The sequence below is a fragment of the Rubneribacter sp. genome (genome assembly GCF_965361815.1).
Genome location: NZ_CBDTNW010000010.1, coordinates 1 through 16,562, shown reverse-complemented (window position 1 = coordinate 16,562; position 16,562 = coordinate 1). Strand labels below are relative to the sequence as shown.

Below are 16,562 nucleotides of genomic sequence, written 5' to 3'. Positions count from 1 at the left end.
GAGGGGTTTGGTGGGGGTGAGACGTGGTGGTTTCCCTCTCTTTTTGTTTCACCCTCCCCCCGGCGGCGCTTCGAACCGTCCTTGCGGGTGCGGCCAGAACGGGCGGCGGACTTCTTCCGGTCGCTCGCCTTCTCGCCGCGCATGCGGCGGGCCTCCTCGCGGCGCTCGCGCAAATCGGCCGTCTCCTGCTTGAGCACCCGGTAGGACGCGAACCGCTCGGGGGCCAGCTCGCCCGCCTCCACGGCGGCACGCACGGCGCACCCGGGCTCGTCCGCGTGGCGGCAGTCGCGGAAGCGGCAGTTCGCGGCCAGCTTCTCCACGTCGGAGAACGCGGCGCCTATGCCCGCGTCGGCCTCCCACATCCCCAAGCCGCGCACGCCCGGCATGTCCACCACGAAACCGCCGCCGGGCACGGGCACCATCTCGCGGCTCACCGTGGTGTGGCGGCCCTTTCCGTCTTCGCGCACAGGCGTCGTCTCCTGCACATCGGCCCCCACCAGCATGTTCACCAGGCTGGACTTTCCCACGCCGCTCTTACCCAAAAGCACGGCCACAGACCCCTCCGGGATCAGCGCGCGCACCTCCTCCACGCCGGACGGGTCGTCCGCCGACACCACCAGCGTGCGCACGTCGGGACCCGCCAGGACCCGCACGCGGTCGCGCACCTCGGCGACATGCCGTTCGTCCTCGGCCAGATCGGCCTTCGTCAGCACCACGGTCACCTGCGCGCCCGTCTCGTAGGCCAACACCAGCTCGCGCTCGAGTCGCCGCACGTTGACGTCGGCCAGGGGCTGGGCCACGAACACGCGGTCGAAGTTGGCGGCCAGCACCTGCGGCAGCGCGCGCTCGGCGGGGTCTTTGCGCACGAAGGCGCGCGTGCGCGGCAGGATGCGCTCGATGATGCCCTTGTCATGCCCGTGCGGCACGTCAACCTCAACGAAATCTCCCACCACCGCGCGCAGCTCGTCGCCCTTCACAAGCGCCGTTGCGTGCTCGCAGCGCACGAGCGGGCCGTCCTCGCACCGCACCAGGGGGTACCCCCGGTCAAGCTTCACCACCCGTGCCTTTCGCACACGTCCTCCTCCGCGCTCGCCGCGCCGCGTTGCGCCCGCATCCGCGCTAACGCTGCCGCTCCCTCAGCCAGTAGAACACGCCCATCATGGCAAGCCCCAGCGCCACCACCGCCGCGCCGGGCGCGAACATTCCCAGGTCAAGCGGGTCTTCGGTCACCTTGCCCGGCTCCACTGCGGTCACCACCTCCGCATGCAGGTCGGACAGCCCCTCGTGCTCGGGGCACGCCAGATGGAACGTGCCCTGCACCTGCAGCGTGGTGCCCTTCGTCCCGTACGCGCCGAACGCGTCTATCTTCGCTGCGGACTCGCTCGACATGAGCACCGTGACGGTGGACGAATCGTTGGGGGACGTAAGGGTGATCCAGCAGCGCCTCCCGCTCAGGCCTTCGCTGATCTTGTCGCCCACAACCTCGCCTGTCACCTGGACGGTCTGGTTGTCGTAGTACGTGTCGGCCGTGCCCAGGTCGGTGATGGACGTGTCGTAGATGAACGAGCTGTCGGGCAGCTGCTGGGTGTTCACCGCGTTGTCGCCCTCCGGCTCCTCGGCAAACGCCTGCAGCGCAGGCACGCCCGCCAGCAGCCCTCCGCACAGCGCGCACGTTGCGGCCGCCCTCCAAAGGAGCCGCCCCGCGCGCCGCGCCCCGTCGCGAACCTCGCTCATGATCGATGCACCAACCTTCGGGGGTCAAGCGACACCACCACTTCCACCAGCAGCGCGAGCAGCGTCACGAACTCCAAACGGCCGGCCCACATCTGGAAGATGTAGAACGCCTCCAGCGTGGCCGGCATGCCCGAAACCGATATGCCCGAGGTCACGCCGCTGTTGCTGGCCATGGTCACCGACTCGAAGATGGCCTGCGTGGCCTCGTACCCATGCGCGATGCCCACAAGCGCGCCCACCGCGTACGTGGCCACGTACAGCACGAACACGGTCATGGCCTCCTTCACCACCTCGGGCGAGAGGATGCGCCGACCCACATGGTAGTAGTCCACCACCACGCGCGCGGAGTCGGGCGCCAGCGCTTCTTTGATGGTGGCCACGATGGACTTCATGATGACGCCCATGCGGCTGAACTTCACGCCGCCGGACGTGGAGCCGCCGCTGCCGCCCACGGCCATGAGCACCGCCACCACCAAAAACGCGCCCGACGAGAGCGCCGTGGTCAGCTGGTTGGTGGTGATGTTCTGAAAGCCCGTGGTCGAAAACGCCGAGATCACGGTGAACAGCCCGCGCCGCAGCATGGCGGGCAGGTCGGAAAACTCGCCACTTGCGCTCAGGGAGGCGGCGAACACGCACGTCATGACGGCCAGCCACAAAAACATGGTGCGTATCTCCAGGTCCCTGAAGAACACCTCCAAATGCCCTTTCCACACCTCGGAGTGCAAGACGAAGTTGATGGAGCCCAGCAGCATGAGCAGCATGAGCACCAGCTCGATGGAAAACGAATGGTAGTACATGACACTTTGGCTCATGGGGGCGAACCCGCCGGTGGAGAACCCGGATATGGCCAGCCACAGCCCGTGCAGCGTCGCGCGCACAGGCTCCATGCCGGCGAACAGGCACAGCACGGCGAGGATGCCCGTCGCCACCAGGATGACGCCGATGGCTATCTTGCCGATGAACTGGGCGGTTTGCACCACGTTGGGCACCACGTGCTCGCTGCGCCCCTCGGACATGTACAGGCTGGCGCCGGCGCGCTTGCCGAACAGCCCGAATGAGAGCGCCACCACGATAAGCCCCAAACCGCCCAAAAGGTGCATCATGAAGCGCCACATGTTGTCGGCGTTGGAGAGGTGGTCCAGGTCCGTGATGAGGCTGACGCCCGTGGTGGTGATGCCCGAAACGGCGTCGAACAGCGCGTCCAGATACGTGCCGTAATGGCCGGACAGATGCAGCGGCACGGCCGCCACCAGGGCTAGGACGATCCACGCCAAGCCGGTGACCACAAGCGCCTGCTGCCGGTTGAGCCGGCCGGGCTCAATGCGCAGAAAGCGCAGGACCGAACCCACGACCAGAGACACGCCGATGGTCAGCAGGTAATGGCTCGCAGGCACCCATTCCGCGCAAACCAAGGCCGTGACGAACGGAACCAGCAAGGCCAGCGACGAGAACAGAACGAGCACGCCTAGATAATGCCCGATGACCCGGATGTCGTACAAGGTGAACCGCTGCCACATGGCGCGCGCCTACCCTCGCCCCGCGGCGAACGTCGCTGTGCCCTCGCCCACGTCAGCCCACCAGGAATCGCACGAGGGTGATCAGCGCCCACAGCGCCAGCAAAAAGCACAGCAGCGTCAGCAGCACCACGCCGAACCCCAACGTCGGCGTCTCGATGCTTTGGCGTATGTTCTGCTTGTTGCGCATTGGTGTATTGTAGCATTAACGGATCGGGGATCGCACCCATTGCACGACCTGCGAAAACCTGCATCTGAGCAGATGCCGCGCCGTGAACGCGAGGGGCGGGAGCTGGCGGCGAGCGGGGCTGCGGGCGGGAGGCGGCGGCGAGTGGCCGCCGCGGAAGCCGGGGCGGCCGCCAGCTGGGGGCGCCTATCGGCAGGCGCGCCCGCTTCGACGCAGCCAGACGGCGCAGCCCAGGCCCAGCACCAGCACCCCGGCCGCGCCGGCGGCATCGACTCCTGCGGCACCTGTGCGCGCCAACAGCACCGGCGCCGGCTCCTCCACCCGATTCTCGAACGCGGCGGGGACGTCCGCGCCGTCGTAGGACACCTCGGCCGAGAGGGAGCCGTCGGCGCGGGCGACCACCGTGACGGTCGCCGCGCGCTCGGAGGCGTCGTAGACCACGCCGTCCTTGGCGAAGCCGCCCGCGGCCAGCTGGTCGGCGGTGGCCTGGTCGTAGCGCACGCCGTCGGCGTTGCAGGCGTCGCCGGGCACCTGCTCGCGCACGGTGTAGGCGTAAGTGCCCGCCTGCGCGTAGCTCAAAACGCCGAAGTCCACGGGCGCGGCGCCCTCCTCGGAGGCGTCCGCCGCGCCGTTGCTCGCCTTTGCGACGACGGCGCCCGCGGCGTCCAGCAGCTCGAAGGTGAACTGCCCCTCGGACAGCTCGCCGCCCTCGAAGCGCTTGGACGCCTCGATCCGCGCCTCGCCCGACGCGGCGTACTTGTTGGAGAAGCTCGCCTGCGCCCGCTTTCCGGCCTCGACGGCGCCCGTCGCGCCCTCAAAGCCCGTCAGCGTCCAGCCGGCAGGCACGTCGACCTCGGCCACCTCGTAAGCGCATCCGTCGTCCAGGCCCTCAACGACCGCGGTCTGGCCGCCCTTGAGCACAACGACGCCGTTCGCGGCGGTCCGCTGCTCGGCGCCCACCGTGTAGGGGCCGCTGTAAGGCTTGCCGTCCACCGTCAGCTCGAAGCGGAACTCCTGCTCGCCCGACGGCCCGCCGGCCATCGCGCCGGAAACGACCTTGGAGATTGCCAGCGAGCCGGGACCGGCCTCCCACTGCGCGTACAGGTTGACCTCGGCCGGCAGCAGCCCCGAGAGGTAGTCCTGCGCGAACGTGGCCCGGTCGGCGTAAGATGTGCCGGAGCCGTCGGGCTCGGTGTTCCAGCCCAGGAAGGAGTGGCCCTCCCACGTGAAGCCCAGGGCGTCCAGGACGGCGTCGCCGTCCTCCCAGTCGACCGTCTGCACCGGCATGGCGCCGCCCGCGGCGCCGTTGGCGTGGAAGACGAAGTCCACGAGCGTGTCCCACACGTAGGTGCCCGCGGGCGCCGCCGCGCCGGGGTAGGCCTCCGCGAAGCCGCCGGGCTGGTGCGACGTGCCCTTCTGCTGCTCGCCGCCCTCCAGCCGTATCCACGCCTGCTTGACCGTGGCCGGCGTGGGGAGCGTCGTGAGCACCTGGCCGGTCGTCTGGGCGTAGGCGCCCTTGAAGGAGAAGTCGTCCCCCAGCGTGATCATCCGCAGCGCCGGCATCTGACGGAACATGTTCGACATGTCCGTGGCGCTCGAGGTGTCGAAGGTGCCGATGTCAAGCGACGGCAGCGAGGAGCAGCGATCGAACATGTCCTTCATGCTGGTGACCTTCGCCGTGTCGAAGTTCGACACGTCAAGCGACGTCAGGCCCGAGCATCCGGCGAACATGCCGCCCATGTTCGTGACGTTCGCCGTGTTGAAGGTTGACAGGTCAAGGTCCGTCAGGGAGCTGCACTCGGAGAACATGCAGTACATCGTGGTGACGCTTGAGGTGTCGAACATCGACACGTCAAGGTTTTGCAGCTTCGGACAGTTGTGGAACATGCTCGTCATGTTCACGACCTTCGACGTGTCGAAGCTCGACAGGTCGATGGACTCCAAAGACGTGCAGTTGTAGAACACGTAGGCCATGTTCGTAGCGTTCGAGGTGTCGAACGTCGTCACGTCGATGGTGGTGAGGGACTTGCAGCCGTTGAACATGCTGGACATGTTGGAGATGTTCGCCGTGCTGAAGTGCGAGAGGTCCAAAGAGCCAAGGGACTCGCACTGCTCGAACATGCCGGACGCGTTCCACACCCGCTCGGAGTCGAACGACGTTATGTTCAAGGAGGTGAGGGCCTTGCAGCCGGCGAACATCTTGTCCATGCGCGTGACGTTCTCGGTGTTGAAGAACGACAGGTCAAGGGACGTGAGGGAAGAGCAGCCGTTGAACAGGTAGCCCATGTTCGCTATGTTCGTGGTGTCGAAATTCGGCCCGAACGTGATGGAGTCCGAAGTCAGGCTGGAGCAGCCGGAGAGCAGCTTCGATATGTCCGTGACGTTGCCGAGCGAGAGGTTGGTGAAATCGACGCTGGTCATGTTGCTGTGCGTCGAGAACATCGTGGAGATGGACACCGCGGCCGTCGTGCCCGGGGCGAAAGACGCGCTCTTCACGTCGCTCGCGAAGGCGGCCCAGGGGGAGTTGCACTCCTTGTCGCCCGCAATCGACACTCCCGTGCCGCTGATCAGGAGGTGGCCGGCGTCGTCAAGCTCCCATTTCCAGGTGCCCATGTCGCCGCTTTGCACCACGGCCCTGGCGGAAGCGGCGGCAGGCGCGCTGCCTGCGGCGGGCGTCAGGAGCGCCGAGGGCGCTGCGGGATTCTCGTCGGTCGCGTCCGCTGCGTTCGCCGCGTCAGCTGCGGCGGGCGCGTCGGTTGCGGCGGGCGCGTCGGCTGCGGCGGGCGCGTCGGCCGTATCCGCCGCATTCGCCGCATTCGCCGCGTCGGCCGCGTTCGCTGCGTTCGCGGCGTCCTCCTGCGCCAAAGCGACGAAGACTTGCGTCGGGAGCAGCGCGGTCGAAATGAGCAGCGCCGTGAACAGCGCTAATGCTCGTTTATACGCCCCCCCCCCGTTTCGTTTTCGCATCACGGACCTCAGTGCCTCCATGGGCAGCCTCCTTCTGTGCCGTCATCATGGGTGCTCGCCGCGAAGCGGACGGCGGGCGCGAGCGCGCCTGCCGAAGACCGGCACCCGGTTGGTAATGCGACCATTGTAGGGGCTTTCATGTTTCGCACACGGGGGCGGCGCTTCTGGTTCAAATACGAGTTGATGCCCGCCGTCGCGCCTTACCCTTGACGCCAGCGATTGAAGGCTGCGAACAGCTCCTGCGGGCGGGGCATGGCAAGGCCGCACGTCGGGCAGCCATGGGCGTCGAGCGCGGCCCAACCCTCGCTGCGGACCATATCGAACAGGCGCGCGACCGCCTCCTGCGGGGAAAGGCTGCCCGCCAGCAGGCCCTTCTCCTGAGCTAGGCGCACCATCTGAGCGAGCGCGGCCGTCTGCTCGGCGTCCACCAGCTGTTCGACCAACCGCAGGTCGGCAGACCCATCGCCCACCCGCATGCCATCGCGCCCGAGCAGCTTCACCTTGACGCGGTCATCCCGCCCGTGCCGCTCGGCGCCGCCGCGCATACCGCGACCGCGCGCCCCGCGCCCGCCGCCTTGCGCACCGCGCCTGCCGTCGTGCGCACCGCGCCTGCCGCCCGCGCCCCGCGCGCCGCCATCGCGCCCGCCCGGGCCGCGTTCCGCGCTCATCCCGCGGTCGCTTCCGACCTCGCTGCGGTCCGCACCCTGGCCGCCGCCGCTTCCAACCGCTCCGCGCTCATCGCTCATCGTGCCGCCGCGCATCGGCACGACCTTCCCTATCGTCCGTCGCGCTTCCGGCAGCTTGAACGGCGGCGTCCCGGAGCCAAGCGGCGACGCCCACTCGCTGCACGCGGCGCGCACGCGCTCCGTTATGTCGTGCGCTTCGTAGCGCTCCATCTGCACCACCGTGTCCGCCGTGAAGAAAAACGCCCCCGAGCTGCCCGCCACCAGCACGGTGCTCACGCCCGCCGTCTCGTACAGGTCGCGCACGCGTTCGACGAACGGCGTGATGGGCTCGTCTTGGCGGCGCACCACCGCCTCCATCAGCTCGTCACGCACCATGAAGTTGGTGGCCGAGGTGTCCTCGTCAACCAAAAACGCGCGACAGCCGGCCTCCACCGCTTCCACCGCGCCCGCCGCCTGGGACGTGCTGCCGCTCGCATCGGTCGTGGAGAAGCGGCGGGTGTCGCGCCCGTCGGGCAGGTCGTTGATGAACAGCGAGATGTCCACGTCGCGCACCGACCGCCCGTCTTCGGCCCGCAGCTTCACGGCGGTGTCGTCGGTGACGACCAGTTCCCGCCCGTCGCCGAGCACGTGGTTGTACACGCCTTCCTGCAAAGCTTTGAGCAGGGTCGATTTGCCGTGATAGCCCCCGCCCACAATGAGCGTGACGCCGCGGCGCACGGCCATGCCCGTCGTGGGGCCGCGATGCGGCAAATCAAGCGTCACCCGCAAGGACTCCGGAGAGGAGAACGGGCGCGCGCCCCGCATCGGTCGGCTGGACACGCCGCTTTCGCGCGGCAGCACCGCCCCGTCGGCCACGAAGGCCACCAGGTCGCGGCGCTCAAGCTCCTTGCGCGCGGCCCGCTGATCGTCCGCCAACTCCGTTGCGGCGCGCACGGCGGCGCGGGCCTCTTCGTTGTAGGAGCCGTAGTGCAGCGCGGCCCGCACGCAGCGCGGCACGAAGTCGAACAGCATCTTCTCCAGCGCCGAGGCGTCGACGGTGCGGCCGTGCGCGGGAAAGCCCGCCTCAAACCGCACGACGATGCCGAAAGCCCCCGCCTCGCACGCCGAGCGCGCCAGCACCTCGGGTCCCGGGCGGCTCGTGGCCAGAAGGCCGCTTTTGCCCGAACCGCCCACCTTGCAGCTGAACCGAGCCAGCTCGCGCGAGAAGCGCCGCACCAGATGGTCTTCGAACGCGATGCGGCGATGAGGCTCGTCGTGCAGATCGGGCGGGAACGCAGCCCGGTCGGCCGCCACGCGCACGGACAGCCCCGAGGGTGCGGCGAACGGATCGCCCTGCACGTGGTCGATGGACAGTTCGAAGCCGTCGAAGGCGTAGCGGCCGCGCAGCCCCTTGTACGCCGGGTACCCCCGACGGTCGATGCCGCGCAGTCGCGCGCGCAGGTCGTTCGCTGTCTGCATGCTGCCCTCCTTGCGACGGCAGGGCTTCGCGCCGCGCCGCGCGCGCCCTGCGGAAACGCCGCCGGCAAGGCGAAGAGGCCGGCGGCGACTCGAACATGTTCCAGTCCGGCATTGTACCGCATGCGCCCCGCGTTCGGCCGCGACGCCGAAGGACGCCCAGCCGCACCGCCACGCTCCTTCGTTCCGCCACTGCGCCCCCACATCGTCGTGCGCGCAATGCCGCGTTCGCGCGCACCATCGCACGCGAGCCGCCGCTCCCGCACTCCCGTCCGCCCGCGAGCCACCATGCCTGCGCCCCCGTCCGCACGCCGCCATGCCTGCGCCCCCGTCCGCGCGCTGCCCTCCGTGAGCTGCACGCCTGCGCCCCGTCCGCGAGCCGCCGCGCCCGCGCTCCCGCACCGTTACGCTTCCACGCCCCGCACCGTCGCGATAATCCTAAAGTGCGCGAAATTTTCCTGAGATGGTCAAAATCCCGGCGAGTCGGGGCTTTTCGCCACGTACGGAAGAGCATCCGGATGAAGCGGGAAGCTGTGACCTGGCCTTTCTCTTGGGCGCCCATAAACACGCCCGCGTTTTGCCCCGAAAATCCCCCGACTTGCCAAGATTTTGACCATCTCAGGAAAATTTCGCGTATCTGCGTACCGTCTCGGGGTCTGCGCGCCGTTTCGCTACCATCCACACGCCGCTTCGTCGCGTATCCGCGCGACGTTTCGCGCGCCGTCGCGCCGTTTCGTGCATTCGAACGTCGTTTCGTGCATTGCAGAGATGTTTCGCATGCCGTCGCTGCCATGTTTCGTGCGTGAGTCCCTCGGCAGACACGCGGCACCTCGCAATTCAATGCCCATCGATCCAATCGCTGGCGCCCTCTTCAACCCGCCTCCGCCCCCGCCCGCCCGCCATCGCCCGAACGCGTGAACCCGATGGCGGAATCGCGCTCTTCGGACGACGGCGGGAACCGGGACGGGAAGAAGGGGCCTTTAAGAAACCTTGCAGTATTCAGCGGCTTCCCGACCGGCAACGCGACCGGAATTGACGTTGTTGGCGTTGCAGGACGCGGGAACCATGACAGTGTACGTTTCCAGGTAAAGCTCGCAGCCGTCGGTTCCCACGGCATAGAGGCCGGGAATGGGCGATCCCGACGCATCGACGACTTCGAACCGGCGATTGGTGGCAATCCCCCCTATGGTCGAGAAATAGAACAGGCCGTGCTTGAAAGCCCAGTAGGGACCTTCTTCGAACGGAATCAGCATCTCCGGATCCTTGTTGAAGTCCTCATCCGATCCATCGCGGCAAAAACCGTTATAGCGCTCAATGGATTCTTGCAGCGCGTCGGCATCGACCTCCATCAAAGAGGCAAGCTCCTCAATCGTGTCAGCCTTGTAGGCTTTCGCCCCGGCGCCCAAAGCGTCTTCGGCGGCCTCGACAATGCCGGGCGTCACGTTCTCTTCGACCCATTGGAGTCCTGCGTTTCCAATCACGGCAAACGACCGGCCCTGCGACATCACCGTATTGGCCATATAGGCCTGGTTGGCAACAATGCAGTTCTCATTCGTGTACCGCTCTCCGTCTCCGTTCACAAAGACGAACGGCCCTCCGTTGCGAACGCCCATCGCACCGAGCGGCGTCTCGAACGCATATCCTTCAACGCCCGGCTCGCGCATGATGCAATGGCGCTGACGCACGTCCACCCCGCCTGCCGCCACGGCCATGTCGATTCCGTCCCCCTCGTGGTGCGCGAACCCCTTTCGCGTGATGGAGGAGACATCCACGCCCATTTCGGCGAGTTTTTCGTCGCTGTCCGCATATCCTCCCGATGCCAAGACAACCGCCCGGCAATCAATCTGGACAACGGTGCCGTCGTCTTTCTCCGCACGCACTCCGAGCACGGCTCCGTCGTCGTCGGTCAACACCTGACGGGCGCGTGTGTTGAAGCGAATGTCCCCTCCAAGCGATTGGACTCTGCCCACCATGGGGGCGATGTAGCTGCTCCCGGTTCCGCTGGCGAACCAATGGAATCCGTCAACCTGACCTTGCCCGTGGTAGTTGTCCACATCGCCGAATTCAACGCCCTGCTCCATGAGCCACTCGATATTGCCCGCGCTTGCCGACACCAGATCTTTCCAACGCAACGCGTCCACCCGATAATTGAAGAACTCCAGCTCTTTGGCCACGATGTCCTTGAGCGAGAACTCGATGCCCCTCTCTTTTTGCAAAGACGACCCGCAAGCGAACACGCCTTCTGTTCCCTGGCCGTTCCCCCCTGCGACGTCGCTCGCTTCAAGCGTTATCACCTTGGCGCCCGATTCCAAGGCAGACACTGTCGCGGCAAGCCCGGATATTCCAGCCCCCACAACCACCACATCCGCCTCTGCCGTCTCGTCGGGTTGCGGCAGTTCGACCATTCCTTCGGCGGATGCGCGGCCCTCCTCGTTGGAACCCGCTCCTCCTGCAGGGGAACAGGCCGTCGCAAACCCCGCCAAAGCCGCAACCACACCGCTTGCCGCAGCCCCTCGCACAAACGTCCTGCGCGTACAATTCATCTGCTCCTCCTTTCGCCGGCCGCGCAGCCTTGCCGCTTGGCCTCTTGACCTCTTCGCAGCCTCTTTCAGTTTCGGCCGCGCAAGCGCATTGTGCGCGCCGCCCCCGTTCGCGGCATCAATCGGAAGCATGTCTTTAGCAGCTGCAGCATCAATGAAAAGTATTGATTTTTGCGAAACGCAACAATATGCCTGATGAAAGAGTCCATGCATTGCAGGCCGCCGCAATCCCGCCAGCCGCAAATCCGCACTACGAGGCTACAATAGTCAAAGGCCGTATGGCGCAAGGAGGCAATCGGCACGATGTCGTCAATAAGAAAAGATGCACCCGCCTTTCTTGGGGGCGGTCTTCTTTGGGCTTGGAGCTTTCTCTTTTTCTTCAGCCAGCCGCCACGCATCGAAGGCATAACCTCTTTGCAGGGGGACCTCCTTTACTTGGGAGGCGTTCTTGTCGTGTCCCTTTTTTGCGCGGCCCTTCCAAAGCGCTTCGGAGAGCTTCAACATCATCTGTGGCTGGCTTGGGCAGGTTGCGGCCTGATCGTCGCAGGCACATCGACGCTTGCCGTGCTCAACGTTGCCGGAGAGCGCTTTTCGCTCGGCAGCGCCCATGCGGTTGCGGAGGTCCTCGTCGGCCTTGGCCAGGGAGGTTTTTGGATCGCGTGGGGCGAGGCGATGGCAAAGCGGGGTTTCGAAGGCGCCGAGACCACCATGCTCCGATGGACGCCCGTCTTGGCGGCCTCTTTCGTCATCGCGTCCCTCATGAGAAGCACGTTCGATATGCCGCTTCCTTTGCTCGCGCTAGCAGGGAACGCGCTTCCTATTTGCTCCCTGGTGTGCTTTCTCAAGCTGACGGGCGACCCGGCGTTTGGCGTTTCGGGAGCCGCCGACATCCCTTCAGAAACGCAAGAGGATGAAGCACCTCGGCCCTACCTGGCCAGACATGCGAAAAGGCTCTGCAGCATCGGCTGCGTCTTCACCGCGATCTCCTTTGTATGGAACTCGTTTTTCAGCCATAACGCTGTCAATTTCGAAGAGTGCGTGCTTCTATTCGCGTTGGGATCCGCCCTCTCCACGATTATCATGCTGAAGGTTATCGACGCCACGAAACGATTCGACCTCACGACACTGTACCAGTGGTCGCTGCCCGCCCTTATCCTAGGCGTTGCGTTCATGCAATTCCCCGGAAAAGGAAGCGCTTACGCTGCCTTCATATGCCTGATATGCGTGAATGTGGGTTTCGAGATCATGTCCAAGCTTTACTTCGTCCATCTTGCGCAGCGCAATCGCTCGGAAGCCACCCGCATCATTGCGCTCGGATTCTCAATGGGGACAACGGGCGGCATGGCGGGAACGCTTTTCGAGAAGATGTCTTCGGAGCTTGGAAACCCGGAGATTTCGTTCGGCTGCATCATCATGACACTGTTCTTTTTCGCTTTGATGGCGTCGATGACGCAAAGCGCAGAACAGGCGGATGTCGCGGAACGACGTAACCCGATTGGCGGAGAGGAAGCCGAGTCGGACCTCGCAAGACGCTGCGGCAAGGTTTCCCAAAGGTTCAAACTTTCGCAGCGCGAGCAAGACGTGCTGTTCCTTTTGGCTCAGGGACGCAGCAGAACCTACATTCGCGAGGCCCTTTTCATCTCGAAGGGAACGGTGGACACCCACATCCATCATATTTATGCGAAGGTCGGAGTTTCATCGAAGAATGAGTTGTTGTCGATGATCCTCGACGGCTGAGAACCGCAAAAGGAACGCGACGACGACCACGCTTTGCCTTGCCGTCGCCGTGCGATTTTTCGTTTGCGACGCTCCCCGCAAGCGGGCGATAGGCTGTCCGCACCTCCCCTTTCAACACCTCATACATAAAATGGCAATGAACTTGGAAATTTTCGTCCGCAGCAAAAACGAACCGCATGCTGCTCGCCGCGAGCGGCAATGGCCTCCTCCGCTGAACCAACGCAGATGTGAAATCCCGTCGGTTCGATGGAGGACTCGACGGAGGGCAACCCTAAAGTGCGCGAAATTTTCCTGAGATGGTCAAAATCCCGGCGAGTCGGGGGATTTTTGGGGCAAAACGCGGGCGCGTTTATGAGCGCTCAAGAGAAAGACCAGGTCACAGCTTTCCGCTTCATTCTGATGCCCTTCTGTGCGTGGCGAAAAGCCCCGACTTACCGGGATTTTGACCATCTCAGGAAAATTTCGCGCATCTGCACGTTGTTTCATCGCGTCTTCGGCTTTCCCCTCGCTTGCTCGGTAGCCTTGGGTGCGGGGCATATCGTCTACCGTAATGGAAGTTCACCTTATGATACTTGTTGTGAACGGCAACGAATCCGGAATCAGACATATGCCCGACATTGGGAGCGTGCAGCCCCGACACTGGCGTCGCGCAGGTCCACACGATCCCAACGCTGGCATCGCACGGGTCCGTGCGCGCCCAACGTTGACACCGCATGCGACCCATGCGCACCCAACACCAGGCCGCATAGGGCCCGTGCGCTTGGTTTCGCACGTTTTCGCTGGAATGTTTCACGTGAAACATTCCGTAAACGCAGAAGGACCCGGCAGCTAGCCGGGTCCTTCGCGCATCGCACCTTGGGAAAGAGGGGGTGTGCGCCTCGCGCATCGCATGCGCGCCGTACGCATGCCGCATGCACGCGCGTCCCGCGCGGGCGAACACCTGCGGATCGACACCGCCTTGCCGCACCGCCCGAAAATCCAGCGAAACGCCCGGCGCGCCCTGCGCACGCGCACGTGTGCGCATGCGTCCCGCGCATTCCACTCGCACGCTTCACGTGCGGTCGAACGCCTCCCGCACACGCGCACGCGCGTCCCGCGCGGGTGTGCGCCCACCAGCGCGCCGGCAGCTACGCCATCAGTTTGGTAACCGCGTTCGCGTACGCCACCGGGTCTTCAAGCGGCATGCCCTCCACCAAAAGCGCCTGGTTGTAGAGGATGTCGGCGTACAGCTTCACCTTGTCGGCGTCGCCGGCCTCCTGCGCGGCGCGCAGAGCCTCGAACACGGGGTGCTTCACGTTCAGCTCCAGCACGCGCTGGGACTTCACATCCTGGCCGTCGGGCGCCTGCGACAAGATGCGCTCCATCTCAAGCGACACGGGACCCGCCGCGGTGATGCACGCCGGCGCGTCGGTGAGCCGCGACGACACGGCCACCTTCTCCACCGCATCACCCAGCGCCTCCTTCATGGCTGCGAACAGGGCCTCGTTTTCCTTGGCGGCCTCTTCGGCCTCCTTCTTCTCCTCCTCGGAGGCCAAATCCAAGTCGCCCGACGCCACGTTCTTGAGCTCCTTGGGGCCGGTGCCCTCCACGGGCTTGTCCTCGGCGTCCAGCTCGGGTTCGGGGCCGTAGGTCATCATGGCCTGGAAGCAGAACTCGTCCACGTCCTTTGTGCACAGCAGCACGTCGTAGCCCTTGCCCAGCACCGTCTTCACGATGGGCATCTTGGCCAGGCGGTCGATGTTCTCGCCAGCGGCGTAGTAGATGGCCTTCTGGTCGGCCGGCGCGGCCTCCAGGTACTCGTCCAGCGTGATGAGCTTCTGCTGCTTGGCGGAGTAGAACAGCAAAAGCTCGCCCAGCTCGTCTTTCAGCATGCCGTAGCTGGTGTAGATGCCGTACTCCAGCCCGCGGCCGAAGTTCTCGAAGAAACGCTCGTACTCCTCGCGGTCGTTGTCGCGCATCTTCTTCAGCTCGGAGGTGATCTTTTTCTCCACCTTCTTGGCGATGGCGCGCAGCTGGCTGTTGTGCTGCAGCGTCTCGCGGCTGATGTTGAGCGTGAGGTCTTGGCTGTCCACCACGCCGCGCACGAAGTTGTAGTGGTCGGGCAAAAGCTCCTCGCACTTCTCCATGATGAGCACGTTGGAGCTGTAGAGCGCCAGCCCCTTCTTGAAGTCCTTGCTGTACAGGTCGTACGGCGCACGGCTGGGGATGAACAGCAGCGCGTCGTAGGAAAGCGCGCCTTCGGCGTGGATGCTGAACGTGCGGGCAGGGTCGGCGAAGTCGTGGAAGTCGGTCTTGTAGAACTCGTTGTACTCCTCGTCGGTGACCTCGGACTTGCCGCGCTTCCAGATGGGGATCATGGAGTTGATGGTGTCAAGCTCGGTGTAGCTTTCGTATTCGGGCTGGTAGTCGTCGCCGGCGTCCTCGGGCTTGGGCTTCTCGCGGGTTTTGGACACTTCCATCTGCACGGGGTAACGCACGTAGTTGCTGTAACGCTTGATGAGGCTTCTCAGACCGTATTCGGACAGGAAGGTGTCGTAGCTCTCTCCGGTGCCGTCGCTGTTGGCCGTGTTGTCCTTGAGCGTGAGGATGACGTCGGTGCCGTGGCCCTCGCGCTCGGCCGGCTCGATGGTGTAGCCCTCCACGCCGTCGCTTTCCCAGGCCCACGCCTCGTCGGAGCCGAACGCGCGCGACACGACGCGCACCTTCTTCGCCACCATGAACGCGCTGTAGAAGCCCACGCCGAACTGGCCGATGATGTCCACGTCGTCGCCCTGCGCCTCGGCGTTGTCGGCCTTGAACGCCATGGAGTCGGAGTGCGCGATGGTGCCGAGGTTTTTGTCCAGCTCGTCTTTGGTCATGCCGATGCCGTTGTCGCTGACCGTGACGGTGCGCGCGTCCTTGTCGAAGCTCACGCGGATGGCCAGCTCGTCTTTGCCCAGCTGGACGTCTTTGTCCGTGAGGCTGCGGAAGTACAGCTTGTCCACCGCGTCCGAAGCGTTGGAGATAAGCTCGCGCAGGAAGATCTCGCGGTTGGTGTAGATGGAGTTGATCATGAGGTCGAGCAGCTTTTTGCTCTCGGTCTTGAACTTGCGCATGGGGTGCGTCGCTTCCTTTCCTCTGTTCCGACCTGCCCGGTTGGCAGTCTAGGGGTTCGAGTGCTAAAACAGGATTGTAGTACGGCGCGAAAGGTTGTCAAGCAGAGCGCACAACGTCCGCAGAAAGCGCGTGGCGGGAGGCGGGGGGCGCGGGCGAGGTGCAGCGTGGGGCGCGTGGGTAGACGGAGTGGGTGCAGCGTGGGGCGCGAAAGATGAATGCGGCACGGGATCGAACGCGACATTAGATACGGCTTGGGAGCAGGTGTGACGGATAAGGGCGAGACGGACGCAACCTGGAAGCAACGGGCGAACGCGGCCAAAGGGCATGAGGGCGAACGCGGGAGAAGATCAAACCGGAGCGCCCACGCGCAAGACAAGAAGACGGCCGCAACGGGAAGGCGCTGCGCCGCGCGCAAGACCTCGCCCCTCTCCGTTAAACCAGGACGGACGCGAACCTATGTTGGCCGGATCCCGGGTCCCCACCGGAGGCGGTTCGGCGAGACCGGCCCGGAGTGGCACGGATCGCGTCTTGTGCATAGGTTTTTCCGCTCGAAGCGGCCGCACTGCGTCTTCTCGACGGGAAAACGCCAGGTCGCGAACCCCCGTCGCGAGCCTCCACCTCCTGAATCTATGCACAAAACGCGTTT

9 protein-coding genes are annotated in these 16,562 nt (G+C 65.1%); 1 reads left to right on the top strand and 8 read right to left on the bottom strand.

Features of this window, described 5'->3' with window-relative positions:
• The 7 genes from rsgA to ACWKY3_RS00645 all read right to left on the bottom strand — a co-directional run.
• Positions 1-1,073: ribosome small subunit-dependent GTPase A (gene rsgA, locus ACWKY3_RS00675; RefSeq protein ID WP_449314498.1), on the bottom strand; the 1,073-nt coding region annotated here is incomplete at its 3' end.
• 46 nt (positions 1,074-1,119) lie between these two features.
• Positions 1,120-1,734, bottom strand: coding sequence for a hydrolase (locus ACWKY3_RS00670; RefSeq protein WP_449314497.1), 615 nt, complete (start codon positions 1,732-1,734; stop codon positions 1,120-1,122).
• The gene (locus tag ACWKY3_RS00665; RefSeq protein WP_449314496.1) at positions 1,731-3,251 is read right to left on the bottom strand and encodes a TrkH family potassium uptake protein; all 1,521 of its coding nucleotides are present in this window, start codon (positions 3,249-3,251) and stop codon (positions 1,731-1,733) included. The genes ACWKY3_RS00670 and ACWKY3_RS00665 overlap by 4 nt, the downstream gene beginning before the upstream one ends.
• A gap of 52 nt (positions 3,252-3,303) precedes the next feature.
• Positions 3,304-3,438, bottom strand: a complete 135-nt coding sequence (locus tag ACWKY3_RS00660) for a hypothetical protein (protein ID WP_449314495.1) — start codon at positions 3,436-3,438, stop codon at positions 3,304-3,306.
• 183 nt (positions 3,439-3,621) lie between these two features.
• Complete coding sequence (locus ACWKY3_RS00655; RefSeq protein ID WP_449314494.1) at positions 3,622-6,423, bottom strand: BspA family leucine-rich repeat surface protein; 2,802 nt, start codon at positions 6,421-6,423, stop codon at positions 3,622-3,624.
• A gap of 179 nt (positions 6,424-6,602) precedes the next feature.
• Complete coding sequence (locus tag ACWKY3_RS00650; RefSeq protein ID WP_449314493.1) at positions 6,603-8,546, bottom strand: P-loop domain-containing protein; 1,944 nt, start codon at positions 8,544-8,546, stop codon at positions 6,603-6,605.
• Positions 8,547-9,523: 977 nt separating this feature from the next.
• Positions 9,524-11,086 carry an FAD-dependent oxidoreductase gene (locus ACWKY3_RS00645; protein WP_449314492.1) on the bottom strand — a complete coding sequence of 521 codons (1,563 nt, stop codon included), beginning with the start codon at positions 11,084-11,086 and terminating at the stop codon, positions 9,524-9,526.
• Between the two features lie 300 nt (positions 11,087-11,386).
• Here ACWKY3_RS00645 and ACWKY3_RS00640 point away from each other — a divergent pair, with 300 nt between their 5' ends.
• Positions 11,387-12,820: a response regulator transcription factor gene (locus ACWKY3_RS00640; RefSeq protein ID WP_449314491.1), complete on the top strand. Its 1,434-nt coding sequence runs from the start codon at positions 11,387-11,389 to the stop codon at positions 12,818-12,820.
• Between the two features lie 1,127 nt (positions 12,821-13,947).
• Here ACWKY3_RS00640 and htpG read toward each other — a convergent pair.
• On the bottom strand, positions 13,948-15,915 hold the full coding sequence (gene htpG / locus ACWKY3_RS00635) for a molecular chaperone HtpG (protein WP_449314490.1): 1,968 nt from the start codon (positions 15,913-15,915) through the stop codon (positions 13,948-13,950).
• Between the last annotated feature and the right edge of the window lie 647 nt (positions 15,916-16,562).

Excerpts from the sequence above, each read along its gene's own strand:
- ACWKY3_RS00640 (WP_449314491.1), top strand. The coding sequence starts at position 11,387 with ATGTCGTCAATAAGAAAAGATGCACCCGCCTTTCTTGGGGGCGGTCTT.
- ACWKY3_RS00660 (WP_449314495.1), bottom strand. The coding sequence starts at position 3,438 with ATGCGCAACAAGCAGAACATACGCCAAAGCATCGAGACGCCGACGTTG.
- ACWKY3_RS00650 (WP_449314493.1), bottom strand. The coding sequence starts at position 8,546 with ATGCAGACAGCGAACGACCTGCGCGCGCGACTGCGCGGCATCGACCGT.
- ACWKY3_RS00645 (WP_449314492.1), bottom strand. The coding sequence starts at position 11,086 with ATGAATTGTACGCGCAGGACGTTTGTGCGAGGGGCTGCGGCAAGCGGT.
- ACWKY3_RS00655 (WP_449314494.1), bottom strand. The coding sequence starts at position 6,423 with ATGGAGGCACTGAGGTCCGTGATGCGAAAACGAAACGGGGGGGGGGCG.
- ACWKY3_RS00670 (WP_449314497.1), bottom strand. The coding sequence starts at position 1,734 with ATGAGCGAGGTTCGCGACGGGGCGCGGCGCGCGGGGCGGCTCCTTTGG.
- htpG (WP_449314490.1), bottom strand. The coding sequence starts at position 15,915 with ATGCGCAAGTTCAAGACCGAGAGCAAAAAGCTGCTCGACCTCATGATC.
- ACWKY3_RS00665 (WP_449314496.1), bottom strand. The coding sequence starts at position 3,251 with ATGTGGCAGCGGTTCACCTTGTACGACATCCGGGTCATCGGGCATTAT.